15 protein-coding genes are annotated in these 16065 nt (G+C 71.4%); 7 read left to right on the top strand and 8 right to left on the bottom strand.

What is annotated here, in order from left to right; translation table 11 throughout:
* Nucleotides 1-71 precede the first annotated feature (71 nt).
* Nucleotides 72-1997 (bottom strand): N-acetylmuramoyl-L-alanine amidase, encoded by a 1926-nt coding sequence (locus OG709_RS01945; protein ID WP_329164518.1) that lies wholly within the window; start codon nt 1995-1997, stop codon nt 72-74.
* Between the two features lie 360 nt (nt 1998-2357).
* Here OG709_RS01945 and OG709_RS01940 point away from each other — a divergent pair, with 360 nt between their 5' ends.
* Nucleotides 2358-3461, top strand: a complete 1104-nt coding sequence (locus tag OG709_RS01940; protein WP_329164517.1) for a protein kinase family protein — start codon at nt 2358-2360, stop codon at nt 3459-3461.
* 81 nt (nt 3462-3542) lie between these two features.
* Here OG709_RS01940 and OG709_RS01935 read toward each other — a convergent pair whose 3' ends face one another.
* The 3 genes from OG709_RS01935 to OG709_RS01925 are packed head-to-tail and all read right to left on the bottom strand — an operon-like array spanning nt 3543 to nt 6306.
* On the bottom strand, nt 3543-4451 hold the full coding sequence (locus OG709_RS01935; protein WP_329164516.1) for an alpha/beta hydrolase: 909 nt from the start codon (nt 4449-4451) through the stop codon (nt 3543-3545).
* The gene (locus tag OG709_RS01930) at nt 4448-5176 is read right to left on the bottom strand and encodes a glucose 1-dehydrogenase (RefSeq protein ID WP_250304905.1); all 729 of its coding nucleotides are present in this window, start codon (nt 5174-5176) and stop codon (nt 4448-4450) included. The genes OG709_RS01935 and OG709_RS01930 overlap by 4 nt, the downstream gene beginning before the upstream one ends.
* Nucleotides 5173-6306, bottom strand: a complete 1134-nt coding sequence (locus OG709_RS01925) for an LLM class flavin-dependent oxidoreductase (protein WP_329164514.1) — start codon at nt 6304-6306, stop codon at nt 5173-5175. The genes OG709_RS01930 and OG709_RS01925 overlap by 4 nt, the downstream gene beginning before the upstream one ends.
* Before the next feature lie 101 nt (nt 6307-6407).
* On the opposite strand from OG709_RS01925, the gene OG709_RS01920 reads away from it, so the two are divergent.
* A complete protein-coding gene (locus OG709_RS01920) occupies nt 6408-6998 on the top strand; it encodes a helix-turn-helix transcriptional regulator (protein WP_250304907.1) in 591 nt (196 codons plus the stop codon).
* Here OG709_RS01920 and OG709_RS01915 read toward each other — a convergent pair.
* A complete protein-coding gene (locus OG709_RS01915; protein ID WP_329164511.1) occupies nt 6926-7483 on the bottom strand; it encodes a flavin reductase family protein in 558 nt (185 codons plus the stop codon). The two genes, OG709_RS01920 and OG709_RS01915, sit on opposite strands and share 73 nt — an antisense overlap.
* Nucleotides 7484-7593: 110 nt before the next feature.
* Nucleotides 7594-8373: an SDR family oxidoreductase gene (locus OG709_RS01910; RefSeq protein WP_266644588.1), complete on the bottom strand. Its 780-nt coding sequence runs from the start codon at nt 8371-8373 to the stop codon at nt 7594-7596.
* A 132-nt stretch (nt 8374-8505) separates the two neighbouring features.
* Between OG709_RS01910 and OG709_RS01905 the strand changes: the two genes are divergently transcribed.
* The 3 genes from OG709_RS01905 (at nt 8506) to OG709_RS01895 (ending at nt 12451) form a co-directional block, all read left to right on the top strand.
* Complete coding sequence (locus OG709_RS01905) at nt 8506-10116, top strand: FadD3 family acyl-CoA ligase (RefSeq protein ID WP_250304910.1); 1611 nt, start codon at nt 8506-8508, stop codon at nt 10114-10116.
* Nucleotides 10113-11162 carry an acyl-CoA dehydrogenase family protein gene (locus OG709_RS01900; RefSeq protein ID WP_250304911.1) on the top strand — a complete coding sequence of 350 codons (1050 nt, stop codon included), beginning with the start codon at nt 10113-10115 and terminating at the stop codon, nt 11160-11162. Before OG709_RS01905 ends, OG709_RS01900 begins: the two co-directional genes overlap by 4 nt.
* A gap of 86 nt (nt 11163-11248) precedes the next feature.
* Nucleotides 11249-12451 carry an acyl-CoA dehydrogenase family protein gene (locus OG709_RS01895; RefSeq protein ID WP_329164507.1) on the top strand — a complete coding sequence of 401 codons (1203 nt, stop codon included), beginning with the start codon at nt 11249-11251 and terminating at the stop codon, nt 12449-12451.
* A 10-nt stretch (nt 12452-12461) separates the two neighbouring features.
* Here the strand turns inward: OG709_RS01895 and OG709_RS01890 are convergent, their stop codons facing one another.
* Complete coding sequence (locus OG709_RS01890; RefSeq protein ID WP_374211355.1) at nt 12462-13151, bottom strand: TetR/AcrR family transcriptional regulator; 690 nt, start codon at nt 13149-13151, stop codon at nt 12462-12464.
* A 73-nt stretch (nt 13152-13224) separates the two neighbouring features.
* Here OG709_RS01890 and OG709_RS01885 point away from each other — a divergent pair, with 73 nt between their 5' ends.
* Nucleotides 13225-13995: an SDR family NAD(P)-dependent oxidoreductase gene (locus tag OG709_RS01885; RefSeq protein ID WP_250304914.1), complete on the top strand. Its 771-nt coding sequence runs from the start codon at nt 13225-13227 to the stop codon at nt 13993-13995.
* 9 nt (nt 13996-14004) lie between these two features.
* Here OG709_RS01885 and OG709_RS01880 read toward each other — a convergent pair whose 3' ends face one another.
* The gene (locus tag OG709_RS01880; RefSeq protein WP_266644589.1) at nt 14005-14943 is read right to left on the bottom strand and encodes a tyrosine-protein phosphatase; all 939 of its coding nucleotides are present in this window, start codon (nt 14941-14943) and stop codon (nt 14005-14007) included.
* A gap of 338 nt (nt 14944-15281) precedes the next feature.
* Here OG709_RS01880 and OG709_RS01875 point away from each other — a divergent pair, with 338 nt between their 5' ends.
* A complete protein-coding gene (locus OG709_RS01875; RefSeq protein WP_266644591.1) occupies nt 15282-16064 on the top strand; it encodes a 2-keto-4-pentenoate hydratase in 783 nt (260 codons plus the stop codon).
* Nucleotide 16065 lies beyond the last annotated feature (1 nt).

Below are 16065 nucleotides of genomic sequence, written 5' to 3'. Positions count from 1 at the left end.
TGAACACCGAGTGGGCCTGCCGTCCCTGCTGCCGGAGACGGCAGGCCCACCCCGAGGAACGCGCCCGGCTGTCAGCGCCCCGGCGTGTGCGTGGCCGTGACGTCCGCGGCGTTCACCAGGACGTAGCGGTGGTTGAACTGGACCGTGTAGTAGTGCTTGGCCCCCGTGACCACCTGCCCGCCCGAGGGGAAGAAGTCGGCGCTCGCGGCGGGCGGCTGGTCGGCGACATAGGCCTGGCCGACCGGGATCACGTAGTTCTTCGCCGTCAGGGGTGCCTGCGTCGACGGGGACAGCCCGGCCGGGTACTCGGCGGCGTCCGGGTAGGCGGTGCCGTACACCGGCGCGGCGCCGTCGCCCACCGCCCTGATGATCCGTACACCCGTGGCGGGAGTGGTGTTCATACCGTGCGGGTCGTGGATCCAGCCCTTCTGGCCGTCGTACCAGATGGCCGTCCAACTGCCCCGGCGGTCGGCGACGACGAACTGCTGGCCGGCCTGGACGGTGACACTCCAGTCGTTGACCCTGTCCGTACCGCCCTTGGCGGCCGGGTCGGGGTGCACGACCGGGTCGAGGACGAGCGGAGCGTCGCTGCTGGGGGCGGTGCGCACGAACAGCGCGCTCGACGGCCCGGTGACCGGCGTGCAGGCGGTGACGGTGCCCGACGGGTCGTCCGCGGGGCAGACCGTGTACGTCTGCCGGTTGCGGTGGAAGCCGGGAGTGATCGTCACTGCCGATCCGACCGCTCCGACCCCGTGGCGACCGTTGTCGACCGGAGCGCCGAGCATCCGCAGGAAGCGGGTCCAGTCCCACCCGTCGGCCGGGTCCCAGTGCATGCCGGTGAGTGTGCCGGCGGAGGGGCCGGGAACATTGTCGTGCCCGAGGATGTGCTGGCGGTCCAGCGGGATGTCGTACCGGTCGGCCAGATACTTCACCAGCTCGGCCGTCTGCCGGTACGCCGCCGTCGTGTACCAGTCCGCACCGTGCGCGGAGAATCCCTCGTGCTCGATCTGGACCGAGTGGAGGTTGCTGTCGTAGTTGCCGTCACCGAACGCGATGTCCTTGTCGGGCACCATCTGGGTGACGGCGCCGTCCGACGAGCGCATCACGTAGTGCGCGGAGGAACCCCCCGGTGTCCGGAAGGCCTTGACGGCGCCGTCGTACGACCCCTCCGTGGTGTGGATGATGACCTGGGAGATCCTCATGCCGTTGGCCGGACGGTCGGAGACCTGACCGTTGGACGGGGCCGCCGCGGTGAACCGGCAGTTCATCGACTCGGGGCACTCGGCCTGCGGGGCTGCGGTGTCCTTGAGAGCGAGTGCGCGCAGCTGGCCGGGGGCGGGCTTCGCCGACGGAACGGCCGCCAGGGTGACCGGCGTTCCCGCCGGGGACTCCTGCCGGGCACCGGACCTGAGGGTGGCGAACACGTCGTCGACGTACGACGTGGCCGCCTTCTTGTCGGACAGCCTGCTGTACCTGGCGATCGCGGCGGTCCACTCCGACGGGTCGTCGGAGGTGCGACCGGTGAGCTTCTTCTGGTACGAGGCGAGCAGGGCGGCTCCACCACGGAGGTTGTCGAGCCGGTCGTTCCGGAGCTTCTCGGCGGGGAGACCGGTCAGTTCAGCGGCGGCCCGCAGGGTGTGCAGTTCGGGGCGGCCGGTGAACGAGGCGAGGTCGGAACGTCCGGAAGCGCCCGCGGCGCCGTCGACGGCCATCGCGGACGTCACATCGGTGAGGTTCATCAGTCCCCACCCGCCGGTGTTGCTGTAGCCGGTGTGCTGCTGCCAGCCGGATTCCTCGTGGGCGACGCCCAGCAGCACGGGCAGCGGCACCTCGAACTCGGCTGCGGCTGCCGAGAAATCGGCCTGGGCGGTGGGTTGCTGCGCTTCGCCGTCGTTCTGAGCCTGCGCGATGGTCGGGAGGAAGGCGAGAGCGCCTGCGGCGAGCGTGCCGCTCAGGGCGGCTGCGGGCAGCCACCGCTTCCTTTCTCGTCGGTGCAAGGGATTCCCTTCGGGACAACGGTGTTCCGGGTCTCTTCGGCAGGACGGTCACCATGCCTTTCCGCGGGCACCGGGTGGGAGATGGCGCGTGGATCCGCCCCGTACCCATGGAGTCAGCCGGTGACCGCCCCGCAGGGGGACGGATCTCGGCGTCAGGTGACATCAGTTCAGAAGCTTGCTATGAGGGAGCGGCCGGGGGCGGCTGCGGCTCGCCGGTAGATTGTGCGAACGGAGAGCGCGTCCCGCGGGAAGAGCCTGACGGGCGAGAGCGCGGTCGCGTCCCGTGAGGCACTGACGGAGGATCCCGTGAGGCACACAGCTGACGGAGGATCAGAGAACGATGTCCGGACGGAGGCAGCAGTGAAGTGCACCGACCTGTCGCGCAGCGCGCGTCTCACCGCCCATGGAGCCGTCTCCACCTCCCTGGCCCTGCACAGCGATCAGGCACTGGGTGACCTCGTGGACGCGGCCGAGCCGATCGGTTCCGGCATCGGCGGGAAGTCGGCGCTGCTGGAGATCGACGGAACACCGGTCTTCGTGAAACGGGTGCCCCTCACCGACCTGGAGAGGCAGCCCGGACACGTCCGGTCCACGGCGAACCTGTTCGAGCTGCCCGTCTTCTGCCAGTACGGTGTCGGCACCATCGGCGGGCCGGGCTGCGGGGCCTGGCGGGAACTCGCCGTGCACACGATGACGACGAACTGGGTACTCGCGGGGGAATGCGAGAGCTTCCCCCTGATGTACCACTGGCGGGTACTTCCGGACTCGACGCCGCTGCCCGGGGAACTGGCCGACGTCGAACGGGCCGTCGCCTACTGGGGCGGCGGATCGCAGATACGCCGCCGGATCGAGGGGCTCCAGCAGTCATCGGCGAGCGTCGCGCTGTTCCTGGAGTACATCCCGCAGAACCTGCACCAGTGGCTGGGGGAGCAGTTGGAGGGAGGCGGCGAGGCAGCCGACCGGGCCTGCACCTTGGTCGAGAGGGGCCTGGAAGCCGGCACCTCGTTCATGAACAGCCGGGGCCTCCTCCACTTCGACCTCCACTTCGAGAACATCCTGACCGATGGCCGGCGCCTCTTCTTCGCGGACTACGGCCTCGCGCTCTCGTCCCGGTTCGAGCTCTCGCGGGACGAGGCCGCCTTCTTCGACCGGCACCAGTCCTACGACCGCTGCTACGCGGTTACCTACCTCGCGAACTGGCTGGTGACCGCCCTGTTCGGGTACGGGAGGGACGACCGCGAGGCGCAGGTGCGCGCGTATGCCCGAGGCGAGCGCCCCACGGGAATCCCGGAGGCGGCTGCGGCGATCCTCACCCGGCGTGCGCCGCTCGCCGTGGTGCTGTCGGACTTCTTCCGCGAGTTCCAGTACGGGAACAGGGAGGCGCCGTATCCGGTGGAGCAGATCCGCCGGACCGAGCGCGCTCCCGGTCACGGGTCCGCCCGCCATGACGGCCGAGCCCCGTGACCGGGTGCGTATGCCGTTCGCATGCGGTCCGCCCCGTGGTGCCGGGGACGGGGACCCTGCCGCGTGGCGAAGTGGAGCGCTTCAGGGCCTCGCCGCTTCCGGGGCCGGCGCCTTCGCGGTCGTGGCCGTGACCCAGGCCGCCGCGCCCGCCAGCGCGCTGTCCGCCTGCGGGAGCGTGCCGACGGCGCCGAGGAAACCGTGGAACACGCCGGTGTGCAGGTGCACTTCGGCCCCCGTGCGCCGGGCGTACGCCAGACCCTCGTCGCGCAGCGGGTCGCAGTCGGCGAGGACGAGCAGGGTGGGTGGCAGGCGGCTGAGATCCGGGGCCAGCCCCGGGGACGCGTAAGGGTGACCGGCGTCCCGGCCCGGCGCGTACTGCTGCCAGTACCAGCGCATGCAGGCGGTGGTGTGGAAGTAACCCTCGGCGAATTCGCGGGCCGACGCCGTCGTCAGACGGTGGTCGAGGGCGGGGTAGAGGAGCAGCTGGGCGGTGATGCGGGGGCCGCTCTCGTCGCGGGCGCGCAGGCTGCACGCGGCGGCGAGGTTGCCGCCGCTGGAGTCCCCGGCGAGGAGCAGCTGGTGACGGGGGTGGTTGCGGGCTGCCCAGGTGAGCACGGTGTACGCGTCGTCGGCGGCGGCCGGGAAGGGGTGCTCCGGAGCACGCCGGTAGTCGGCCGAGATCACCAGTGCCCCGGTGCGGGCGGCGAGTTCGCGGCAGAGGCCGTCGTGGGTGTCCAGGCCGCAGAGGACCCAGCCGCCGCCGTGGAAGAACACGATCACGGTGGTCGGCGCGGGGGACGGGGAGTAGAGCCGTACGGGGATTCCGTCCGCCGTGTCGTCGCGCACATCGGCGACCGGGCGCACCGGGCGGGCCGCCGCGCCCGCCTCGGTCGCGGCGCGCAGGGCCTCGACGCCGACTGCCGGACCGGGGAAGGCCGCGGACATGGCATCGCACACCCGGCGGGCCAGGGGAGTCAGTGAGTCGGTCATCCGGTGGTCAGCCCTCCGTCGACGGGGAACTCGGTGCCGGTGATGTAGGAGGAGGCATCGGAGACCAGGAAACGGACGAGTTCTCCGACCTCCTGCGGGCGGCCCATCCGGCGCAGGGGAACATGTGACCAGTCCCGTCCGGCGACGTCCGCCGTCATGGGGGTGTCGATCGCACCCGGGTGGACGGAGTTGACACGGATCCCGTACTTCGCGAGGTCCAGGGCGCAGGAACGGGTGAGGCCGCGGAGGCCGAACTTCGTCGAGCCGTACGCCGCGTGGCCCGGGATGCCGACCAGACCGGCCGTCGAGGAGATGTTCACGACGGAGCCGCCGCCCGCCTCCCGGAGGGAGGGGAGGACCGCCTTGATGCCGAGGAACGGGCCGAGGAGGTTGACCTGGACCAGGGCGGTGAAGTTCGCCAGGGTCTCGTCCTCGACGGCGGCGACGCGCCACAGTGCCGCGTTGTTCACCAGGGCGTCGATGCGCCCGAAACGGGCCCGCGCGGCGCCGACGACTTCCGACCAACTGGCGGGTTCGGCCACGTCGTGCCGTACGAACAGGGCCTGGTCGCCCAGGGAATCGGCGACCTCGGCGCCCTCGTCCTCCCGCACGTCCGTGAGGACGACCCGGGCGCCGTCCGCCACGAAGAGACGGGCCTCCGCCGCACCCTGACCGCGGCCGGCACCGGTGATGACGACGACCTTGCCGTCGAGTCCGGTGGTCACTGCTGCTCCAGCGCGCGGAAGTGCGGGATGACCGTCTCGCCCCACTGGCGGATGGTCTCCAGACAGGCATCCTGCGGGACCGTGCCCATCTGGATCAGGCACATGACCTCGTCGACGCCGATCTCCCGGAGCTGCTCGACGTAGGCGATCGCGGTCTGCGCGTCGCCGTAGGCGTGGTCCGCGTTGTAGGTGCCGGTGTCGACCGGCCGGGCCGGGATGTTCGCCTCGTGCAGCCTGGCGACGAGATCGTCGCGGTCCTTGGCGAGCGCGGCGAGATGGTCCGCGGTGTCCTCGGAGTCGGAGTAGCCGGTGGGCGCGGGGGAGTTGCCGTACCAGTGGGCGATCGACTCGGCGAAGAAGCGCTGGCCACGGGTGCCCAGACGCAGGGCGCGCTCGCTGTCGTCGAGGACGACGGTGGGGCACAGCGCGGAGAGGTGGTTGTTGGCCTCGGTCGAGACGAAGCGCGCTCCGGTGCGGGCCGCTATGGCCTCGTCGTACACCTTGCGCATCTCGCGTACGTCGGCGGCGCCCGCGAAGCCCATCACCAGGGCGCCGACGCCCAGTTCGGCGGCGAGCCTGAGGGTGTCGTGCTTGGAGCAGGCCATGAAGAGCGGCGGATGCGGGTCCTGGACGGGCCGGGGGAGGATCGCGCCGGGACCGATGTCGATCGACCCGTGCCACTCGAACTGCTCCGCACGCCAGGCCGAGGAGAAGATCCGCAGGGCCTCTTCCATCTGGGGGTAGGTGTCCTCGGGCCGTACGCCGAACATGCGCAGTTCCTGCTGGGTGGCGCCGCGTCCCGCGCCGATGTCGACCCGGCCGCCGGAGAGGACGTCGAGCATGGCGGCGCGTTCGGCGACACGTACCGGGTGCTGGTAGCCGAAGGGCATCGTGACGACGCCGTGGCCGATCCGGATCCGCTCGGTCCGGGCGGCGACCCAGGTCAGGAAGATCTCGGAGGCGCTCATGTGGGCGTACTGGGTGAGGGAGTGGTGCTCGACCGCCCAGATGCGGTCGAAGCCCATCTCCTCGGCGAGGACGGCCTGTTCGACGCAGTCGTGGATGACCTGGCGTTCGCGCTCCGGGGTCGGATCGGCGAGCTGTGCCTCGAAGATCATGGAGAACTTCATGCGGGTGAACCTCTCTGGTGTATTCCTAATAGGAATATCTCTAGCAGTCATGGGTGGATGAGGGAAGAGGGTCGGCGCCCCCTGGTCGTAGACTTCCTGGCGTGGCGGAGAAGAAGCAGGTGAAGGAGGGGCGTCCGGCGCTCCCGGCGACCAGCTGGGCGGTCCTGGGGCTGCTCTCGTTCGGCGAGGAACTGTCCGGCTACGACCTGAAGAAGTGGTCGGACCAGTCGCTGCGCTTCTTCTACTGGAGCCCGTCGTTCAGCCAGATCTACAGCGAGCTGAAGCGGCTCGAAGGCGTCGGATACGTCTCGTCGCGGATGGTCGCGCAGGAGACCGGCACCCGGGACAAACGCGTCTACCTCATCACGGACGAGGGGATGGACGCGGTGCGGGAGTGGGCGCGAGAGGCGCCCGTCGATCCGCCGGTCCTCAAGCACGGGCCGATGCTGCGGATGTGGCTCGGGCATCTGCTGGAGCCCGAGCAGATGCGTGAAGTGCTCGCCCGGCACCAGGAGTTCGCGCAGTCCATGCGGCGGCGGGCGGCGGCCGACGTCAAGGGTGCCGAGGCCCGGGAGGAGTGGGCGTTTCCGACGCTCACCCTGAAGTGGGCCGAGCGGTACTACGCGGCGGAGTGCGAACTCGCGGAGGCGATGCTCGCGGACATCGAGGAGTTGGAGAAGAAGCGGCCGTAGCGGCGGCGGAAGTAGAGCAGGGGCCCCGCGGACGGCCGGTGGGTGGCCAGCGTGGTGACCCGGCCGAGTGCGATGGCGTGATCGCCGCCTTCCAGCGAGATGTGCAGGTCGCACTCGACGGTGGCCAGGGCCCCGTCGAGGACGGGTGCCCCGTTGGCGCCCGGGGCCCAGCGGGCGCCGGTGAACTTGTCGCCGCCGGTCACCGCGAACCGGCGGCAGAGGTCCTGCTGGTCGGCGGCGAGGATGTTCGCGGTGAAGCGGCCCGCGGCCCGGATCTTCGGCCAGGTGCTTGAGGTCAGCGCGGGGCAGAAGGCGACCAGGGGCGGATCCAGCGAGACCGGGGTGAAGGACTGTACGGCCATTCCGGCGGGGCTGCCGTCGGGAGCGATGGCGGTGATGACGGCGACGCCGGTGCAGAAGGCGCTGAGGACCTCACGCATCCGGGACGTGTCCGTGGTGGACGGTGTGGCGGGGGAGGTGTTCATTCCGGCTCCAGTATTCCTGGTAGGAATATGCCTAATCGAAACACCGTGATTGCATACCCCCGCCGCCGATCCGTCAAGAGGCCGCCGTGCGCCCGATCGGCCGGGGCCGGTCAGCGCTGGGTGAGCCCGGCGACCGTGGGGCCGACGGTCCAGCCGCCGTCCACGGCGAGTTCGGCGCCCGTGATGTACGAGGCCGCGTCGGAGAGGAGGAAGACGACCGCCGAGGCGATCTCCGCGGGTTCGCCGACCCGGCCCATGGGGGTGCCGGGGAAGTTGCCCTCGCCGGGAACGAAGCCCTCGGCGGACGTCATCGGGGTGTAGGTCACGCCGGGGTGGACGGAGTTGACGCGGACGCGGGACCCGGCCAGCTCCACCGCGCCGATCTTCGTGAGGCCGCGCACACCCCACTTCGCCGCGCCGTAACTCCCGGTCATCGCCAGCCCCATGAGGCCGGCGGCCGACGAGATGTTCACGATCGAGCCACCGCCGTCCTGCCCGGCCATGACGGGGATCGCGGTGCGCAGGCCGATGAAGGTGCCGGTGAGGTTGGTCTCCAGGACCTTGCGGAAGTGGGCCACCGACTCCTCGTGGAGCAGACCGCCGGTCGAGATCCCCGCATTGTTGACCAGGGAGTCGAGTCGTCCGCCGCCGAACTCGCGGGCCGTGCCGACGGCCGTCGCCCACTGCTCCTCGCTGGTCACGTCGTGCGTGACGAACCGGGCCCGGTCGCCCAATTCCTGTGCGGCCCGCGCGCCTTCCTCGCTCAGGACGTCGGCGAGGGTGACGCGGGCGCCCGCCGCCACGCACTGGCGGGCCATTTCCAGGCCGAGACCGCGGGCGGCGCCGGTGATGAGTACGGACTTGTCGCCGAGGGGCGGGGTGGGAGTCATGGTGAGTGCTTCCTGCCGTAGGGCTATGCCTATTAGAAACACTGTGATTTGATGCCGGGCACGTCGGCCCTGTCAAGGGCCGCGCTGCACGCGGGCCAGTCCGCCGCCTTCCCGCAAAGGAGCAGCAGGGGCATGAACACCGCACCCCTCCCCACCACGCTCGCTGAGTTGCCAGGTTTCGCCGCCGAACGGTACGCGGACCAGGAGGCCCTCAGTGACCAGCAAGGACGCCTCACCTTCGGTGAGTTGAGAGAGGAGATCAACCTCTGCGCGCGGGCCGCCGTGGCCTGCGGGATCGCGCACGGCGACCGGGTGGCCGTCTGGGCCGCCAACAGCCGCGAATGGATCACCGCCGTACTCGGCGCGGTGTCGGTCGGCGCCGTCGTCGTGCCGCTCAACACCCGCTACAAGGGCGCCGAGGCCGCCGACATCATCCGCCGGAGCGGGGCCTCGTACCTGCTCACCGAACGCGGCTTCCTCGGCATCGACTACCCCGCGATGCTGGGGGAGTTGACCGGATCCCTGCGCGCCACCGTGCTCCTCCGGGGTACCGCAGGTCAGGGAGAACTGGACTTCGCGCAGTACCTCGCCGCCGGGAAGACCGTCGGCGAACCCGAACGCGCCCGGCGCGCCGGCGCCGTCCGCGCGGACGACCTCTGCGACATCATCTTCACCTCCGGCACCACCGGACGGCCCAAGGGCGTCATGGTCACGCACGGGCAGACCATCCGCGTCTACCGGGAGTGGTCACGCAACGCCCGGCTCCGGCCCGGCGACCGCTATCTGCTGATGAACCCGTTCTTCCACACCTTCGGCTACAAGGCGGGCATCCTCGTCTGCCTCCTCAACGGCGCGGTCATGGTTCCGGAAGCGGTGTACGACCCCGCCCGGGTGCTCGCGCTGATCGCGCAGGAACGGATCAGCGTGCTGATGGGACCGCCCACGCTCTTCCACACCCTGCTGCGCCACCCCGGGCGCGGGGACCGGGACCTCACATCGCTCCGGCTCGCCGGACTGGGCGCCGCTACCATCGCGCCCGAGCTGATCGAGGAGATCCGCGCCGAACTCGGCATCGCGTACGTCTTCAACGCCTACGGGCTCACCGAGTCGTGCGGCGTCGCCACCATGTGTCCGCCGGACGAACGGGCCGAGCTCATCGCCCGCTCGGCGGGCGTCGCGCTCCCGGGCACGGAGGTGCGTACGGCCCGCGCCGACGGAAGCGAGGCCCCGCCCGGCGAACCGGGAGAGGTCCAGGTGCGCGGGTACAACGTGATGGTCGGCTATCTCGACGACCCGGCCGCCACCGCCGAAGCCCTCGCCGACGGCGGCTGGCTGCGCACCGGTGACATCGGGGTGCGGGACGAACGCGGCTATCTGACCGTCACCGACCGGCTCAAGGACATGTACGTGGTCGGCGGGTTCAACGCCTACCCGGCCGAGGTCGAGCACACCCTGATCGCCCATGAGGGAATCGCCGATGTCGCGGTCGTCGGGGCGCCGGACGCACGGCTGGGTGAGGTCGGGGTCGCCTACTACGTACCGGCGGCGGGCCGGGGCGCGGGACCGGAGGAACTCACCGCCTGGACGAGGGAACGGCTCGCCAACTTCAAGGTCCCCCGCCGCTTCGTCGCGGTGGACACGCTGCCCCGGAACGCCGGCGGAAAGCTGCTCAAGGCCGAACTGCGGCGCAGAGCCCGGGAAGAGGCCGACCGGAGGGCGGGCGAAGCGGGGGAGCGGACATGAGGGAGACCGAGGAGCAGTCCGGGCTGCGGGAGGCGGTGCGCGCCGTCCTGGCCCGCCACGAGGGCGCGGCCGCCTGGGAACCGCTGACCCGTCAGATCGGCGTGGCCGCACTCGGCGTTCCGGAGACGTACGGGGGGCTCGGCTGCGGGCCCGCCGAGGTCCATGTGGTGATGGAGGAACTGGGGCGTTCGCTCAGCCCGGTGCCGTATCTGGGATCGGCGGTGCTGGCGGCGCAGGCTCTGGTCGCCGCGGGGGAGTCCGCCGAGGAACTGGCCGCGGACCGGATCGGCGCGCTGGCCTGGGCGGAGAACGGCTCGTGGGAGCCCGGCGCGATCCGCTCCCTCGCCGCACCGGACGGTGGGCGCTGGCTGCTGACCGGCGTCAAGGAGCATGTGCTGTGCGGCGATTCGGCCTCGGTGCTGCTCGCCTTCGCCCGGATGCCGGGAGGCCGGCTCGGTCTCTTCCGGCTCGACGGGGCGGGGGTGCGCCGGGAACCGTGCGGGGTGCTGGACCGGACCCGGCCGCAGGCACGGCTGGTGCTGGACCGGGCCCCCGCGGCGCTCGTCGGCCCGGCCGGCGCCGAGGGCGCGCGCATCCTCGCGCGGGTACGGGACCTGGCCTGCACGGCACTGGCCGCGGAGTCGGTGGGCGCCGCCGCGCGCTGCCTGGAGCTGACCGTCGCGTACGCAGGGCAACGGGTGCAGTTCGGCCGGACGATCGGCTCGTTCCAGGCGGTCAAGCACCGGCTGGCCGATGTGTACACGGCAGTCGAGGCCGCCCGCTCACTGGCGCTCGGCGCCGCGCACGCCGATGCCGAACCCGTGCTGGCCGCCGCGGCCAGGTCGGCGTGTTCCGAGGCGCTGTCACTGGCCGCCGCCGAGATGATCCAGCTGCACGGCGGCATGGGGATCACCTGGGAACACGATGCCCACCGCTACTTCAAGCGGGCACACGGCGACGCCCACCTGCTCGGTACCCCCGCTGCGCACCGCCGCCGGATCGGCTCCGCCGTGCTGGCCGGTCTTCGGACGGGGGACGGCCCGTGAGAGGGGCGTTCGGGCGGACGGCCGGCGGCGCCACCCGGGGACGGTCGCACGGACATGCGGATGAACACGTGAGGAGAGACGGCGCCGTGGCGTTGGACGAATTCAGGGCCGAGGTCCGCGCCTGGCTGCGCGACCACCTGGAAGGCGGGTTCCGCGAGGTCAAGGGGCTCGGCGGGCCGGGCCGCGAACACGAGGCCTTCGCCGAGAGGCTGGCCTGGGAGCGGCACATGGCGGCGCACGGATGGACCTGCGTGGGCTGGCCCGAGGAGTACGGCGGACGTGGCGCCACCCTGGAACAGCAGGTCGTCTTCCACGAGGAGTACGCACTCGCGGACGCGCCCGCCCGCGTCAACCACATCGGTGAGCAACTCCTCGGGCCGACCCTCATCGCCTTCGGCACCGAGGAGCAGAAGCAGCGCTTCCTGCCGCCGGTCGTCGCCGTACGCGAACTGTGGTGCCAGGGGTACAGCGAGCCCGACGCAGGCTCCGACCTGGCCGGGGTACGGACACGGGCCGAACGGGACACCGGCCGCGGCGAGTGGGTGGTCAACGGCCAGAAGACCTGGACCTCGCTCGCCCACGAGTCGCAGTGGTGCTTCGTACTGGCCCGCACCGAGCCGGGATCCGAGCGGCACACCGGCCTCTCGTATCTGCTCGTCCCCATGGACCAGCCGGGCGTGGTGGTCCGGCCCATCGTCCAGCTCACCGGGACCAGCGAGTTCAACGAGGTCTTCTTCGACGACGCCCGCACCGCCGCCTCCTGCGTGGTGGGCGCGCCCGGCGACGGCTGGCGGACCGCGATGGCCACGCTGGGCTTCGAGCGGGGCGTCTCCACTCTCGGCCAGCAAGTGGGCTTCCGCCGTGAGCTGGCCGCGATCGTCGCGCTGGCCGAACGCAACGGCGCGATCGATGATCCGCTGATCCGCGACCGGCTGGTCCGGGCCTGGATCGGACTGGAGACCATCTGCTTCAACGCACTGCGCATGCTGGACGGTGCGGCAGCCGGGGCCTCCGGGCCCGAGGCGTCCATCGGCAAGATCTACTGGGCGACCTGGCACCGGGCGCTCGGCGAGCTCGCCATGGAGGTCAGCGGCGCCGCCGGGATGCTCACCGGTTCCGGCCCCGGCGCGGGTCCGGACGGACTCGACGACCGGCAGCGGCTGTTCCTGTTCTCCCGCGCCGACACCATCTACGCGGGCTCCAACGAGATCCAGCGCAACATCATCGCCGAGCGGGTGCTCGGACTGCCGAAGGAGGCGCGGGGCCAGGCCGTCCGAGGCCGCCACTGACGCGGATTCCTCACCCGTCCAGGAGCTTTGTCCCGCCGAGCAGTTCGCGCAGACAGCGGACGGCCAGCTCGGCGGGTGAACCGGCCCCGGTGAGCGGCGCATCGGTCTCGGCCCAGGCCTCCAGGGCGACCCGGATCGCGTCCGTCGCGGCAGCCGCGGCGAGTCGCACCTCCAGCGGGTCCGCGTCCTCGCCCGCCAGCCGGGTCAGGACCGGCAGCAGCCGCTCCTCGGACTCCTGGTTGATCCGGTACCAGACCGCACGCAGAGCGGGGTCGTCCTGTGCGGCGCGCAACAGGCCCCGGGTCCAGTTCAGTTGCTCCGCTGCTTCCGCACCCCGCGCGGTGAGGGCTTCGGCAGCGGCCCGTTCCAGCGCGGTGGGCAGCCCCGTCCCCGGCTCGGCCTCCGCGAGCAGCGCGCGCCAGCGGTCGGCGCCGCCGGAGAGGAGCGGGCCGACGGCGTCCTGCTTGTTGCGGAAGTACCGGTAGAAGGTCCGCAGTGCGACCCCCGACCGGTGGGCGATGGCCTCCGCGGTGGTGCCGTCGGGCCCGGCCTCGGCGAAGAGGGCGGCAGCGGCGCGGGCGATGTCGAGCTGGGTCGCCGTTCTGCGGCGCTCGGTCAGGGTCGGCTGGTTGCTCACTCCAAGAGGGTACGTCGGCGGGCGTGGATCCGCACGGATTGCCGTGATGGCAAAACGTGCCATGAAGGCGTATTGTGACGTGTAGGTAACGATGCCGACCGGCATCGGCACGCGTACGAGAAACCGGAGACACCCCATGAACCGCTACGAAGGCCGCCGCGTACTGATCACCGGCGGCGGCTCGGGCATCGGCCAGGCCACCGTGCACCGCATCCTCGACGAGGGCGGTCGCGTCGTGGCCGTCGATGTCGACGAGGCCGGACTCAGGACCACGGCCGACCGCGCCGCTGCCGACGGTCACGCGGACCGCCTCACCACCGCCCTGCTCGACATCTCCGACGAGGCGTCGGTCAAGGCCGGTGTGGCCGCCGCCGTCGAGACCCTCGGCGGAATGGACGTACTGGTCAACGCGGCAGGCATCCTCCGCTCCGGGCACACCGCCACGACGACCCTCGACTTCTGGAACAAGGTCATCGGGGTCAACCTGACCGGCACCTTCCTGATGATCCGCGAATCGCTCCCGGCGCTGCTGGCGGGCGAGAAGCCGGTCGTCGTCAACTTCAGCTCGACCTCGGCGAGCTTCGCGCACCCCTACATGTCGGCGTACGCGGCGTCGAAGGGCGGCATCCAGGCCATGACCCACAGCATCGCGAGCGAGTACAGCAAGCAGGGGCTGCGCGCCGTCTCGGTCGCGCCCGGCTCCATCGCCTCCGGCATGACCAGCGGCAAGGGGCCGGGCCTGCCGGAGGACACCGACTGGAGCCTGTTCGCGAAGCTCTCACCGGCCATCGGCGAGGGCTACGCGGGCCCGGAGGCCGTCGCGAGTGTCGTCGCCATGCTCGGCTCGCAGGACGGCGCGTTCATCACCGGCACGGAGATCCGCATAGACGGCGGAACGCACTTCTGAGCTGCCGGTTCAGTGCAGGAGACGGGCCTGGAGCGCTGCGAGCGTGCGGTGGTCCAGGCCCAGCCCCCGGGTGAGGTAGTGGTCCAGGCTGCCGTAGTCCCGCCGCACCTGATCGAGGGCGGCGTCGAGATAGGCGGGCCGTACCTCCTGGACCGGGATGAGGAGGCCGGGATCCTGCATGAGCCCCGCTGACCTGAGCCCCGCCCGGGTCTGCGCGTCGGCGGCGGACCGGTACGTGTTGGACGCCAGGTAGTCGGCCTCGGCGGTGCGCTGCGGTACGCCGAGGATCCGTAGGAGGAGGTAACTCATCCAGCCCGTACGGTCCTTGCCCGACGAGCAGTGGAAGAGCAGCGGGCCGGAGTCGTGGCGCGCGAGGTCGCGCAGTGTGGCGGCGAACCGGGCGCTGCTGCCCGGGTCGCTGACGAAGCCACGGTAGAGACCGCGCATCAGGGCCTCGGCCGCACCACCACCGAGCGCCTTACGCTGCGCCACCGGATCGCGGGTCGCGATGACGGCGTCGACCTCGGCGGAGAGCCCGCTGTCATCGACCGGTCGGGCGGTCACGGCGAGCCCCTCGGGCAGCCGGTCGGCGCCGTCCCGCGCCACCTCCGTGGACGTCCGGAAGTCCACGACCTCACGCATCCCGAGGCCGGCGAGCCGGGTGCGGCCGGTAGCGGTGAGCTGGTTCAGGGCGTCGGCACGGAAGACCAGGCCGTGGCGCACGGTGCGCCCGTCATGGCTGCGGTACCCGCCCAGATCGCGCACGTTGACCGCGCCGTCGAGCAGCACCTGACGGCCGGCTGCCGGCTGGTGCTGCTGCTGGTGGTGGCCGGGCGGCGCGGTCGCCGCCGTGGCGACCCCTGCCGACAGGGTGCAGACCCCGGCCGACAGGACGCAGCAGAGGGTGAGCGCACAGGTGCCGATGGTCCGGACGGTGTGATGCGTCATGGCAGTACTCCCGCGTTGGTGGTGAAGAGCTGAGTAGCACCGCACGGTGCAAGAGAGAAGGTGTACGGGCGCCTTCGTCCCTCGGCTTCCCGCTTGGCGGGAGCGTGCGGACGCAGGGTCAGCGGGGGAGCGCACACCGTGCTGTCGTCGTCGCCCGGCACGGTCCTTGTCCGCCCCCGGGCCCGCGTGACCGCCGGACGGAGCGGGGGAGTTCGCCGCGTCTTCCCGGTCAGCGGGAATCCGGGCTCACGGGAAGCGGCCGGTCCGGCCTACCGTCGCCCGACCAGCTGCCGAGCGCTGGTCCCGGCACAATCCCCGCCCCGTTCCGAGGAGCAACGATGCTCGACGACCGCCGCAGGCAGGACGCAGCCGAACTGCTGCGTTCCGCCGAGCACCGCAGGACGCCTGTCGCTCCGCTCGTCGATACCTTCACCGGGATCGGTACCGAGGACGCGTACGGGATCCAGCTGATCAACATCCGGCGACGGATCGCCGGAGGGGCAAGGATCAGCGGGCACAAAGTAGGGCTCTCCTCACCCGTCATGCAGCAGATGATGGGGGTCGACGAACCCGACTACGGTCACCTCCTCGATGACATGGAGTTGTACGCGGACCGGCCCGTGTCCGTCACCCGGTACTGCGCACCCAGGATCGAGGTCGAGGTCGGCTTCGTGCTCGGTGCCGATCTGCCGGGCGAGGGCTGCACCGAGCGGGACGTGCTGGACGCGACCGCACAGGTCGTACCCGCCCTGGAGCTGATCGACAGCCGGATCGCCGACTGGCGCATCTCCATCGCCGACACGATCGCCGACAACGCCTCGTCGGCCGGCTATGTCATCGGCGAGGGACGTGACCCGCGCGAACTGGACCTCAGGAGCATCGAGGCCCGGCTGAGCGCCGACGGTGAGCTCATCGCCGAAGGGCGCAGCGACGCCGTCCTCGGTGACCCCGCGGCCTCCGTCAGCTGGCTGGCCCGGACCGTCGCCCGGTTCGGGGTGCCGCTGAAGAAGGGGCAGCTGGTGCTGCCCGGCTCCTGCACCCGGGCGGCGGACGTCACCGCGGGAGAGACGTTCACCGCCGATTTCGCCGGGCTCGGCTCCGTATCCCTCTCGTTCTGTTGAG

Origin of the sequence: Streptomyces sp. NBC_01267 (genome assembly GCF_036241575.1) — a bacterium.
Lineage (GTDB): Bacteria > Actinomycetota > Actinomycetes > Streptomycetales > Streptomycetaceae > Streptomyces.
Note: the sequence above shows the minus strand (reverse complement) of the source record. Positions and strands in the feature narration are given on the sequence as shown.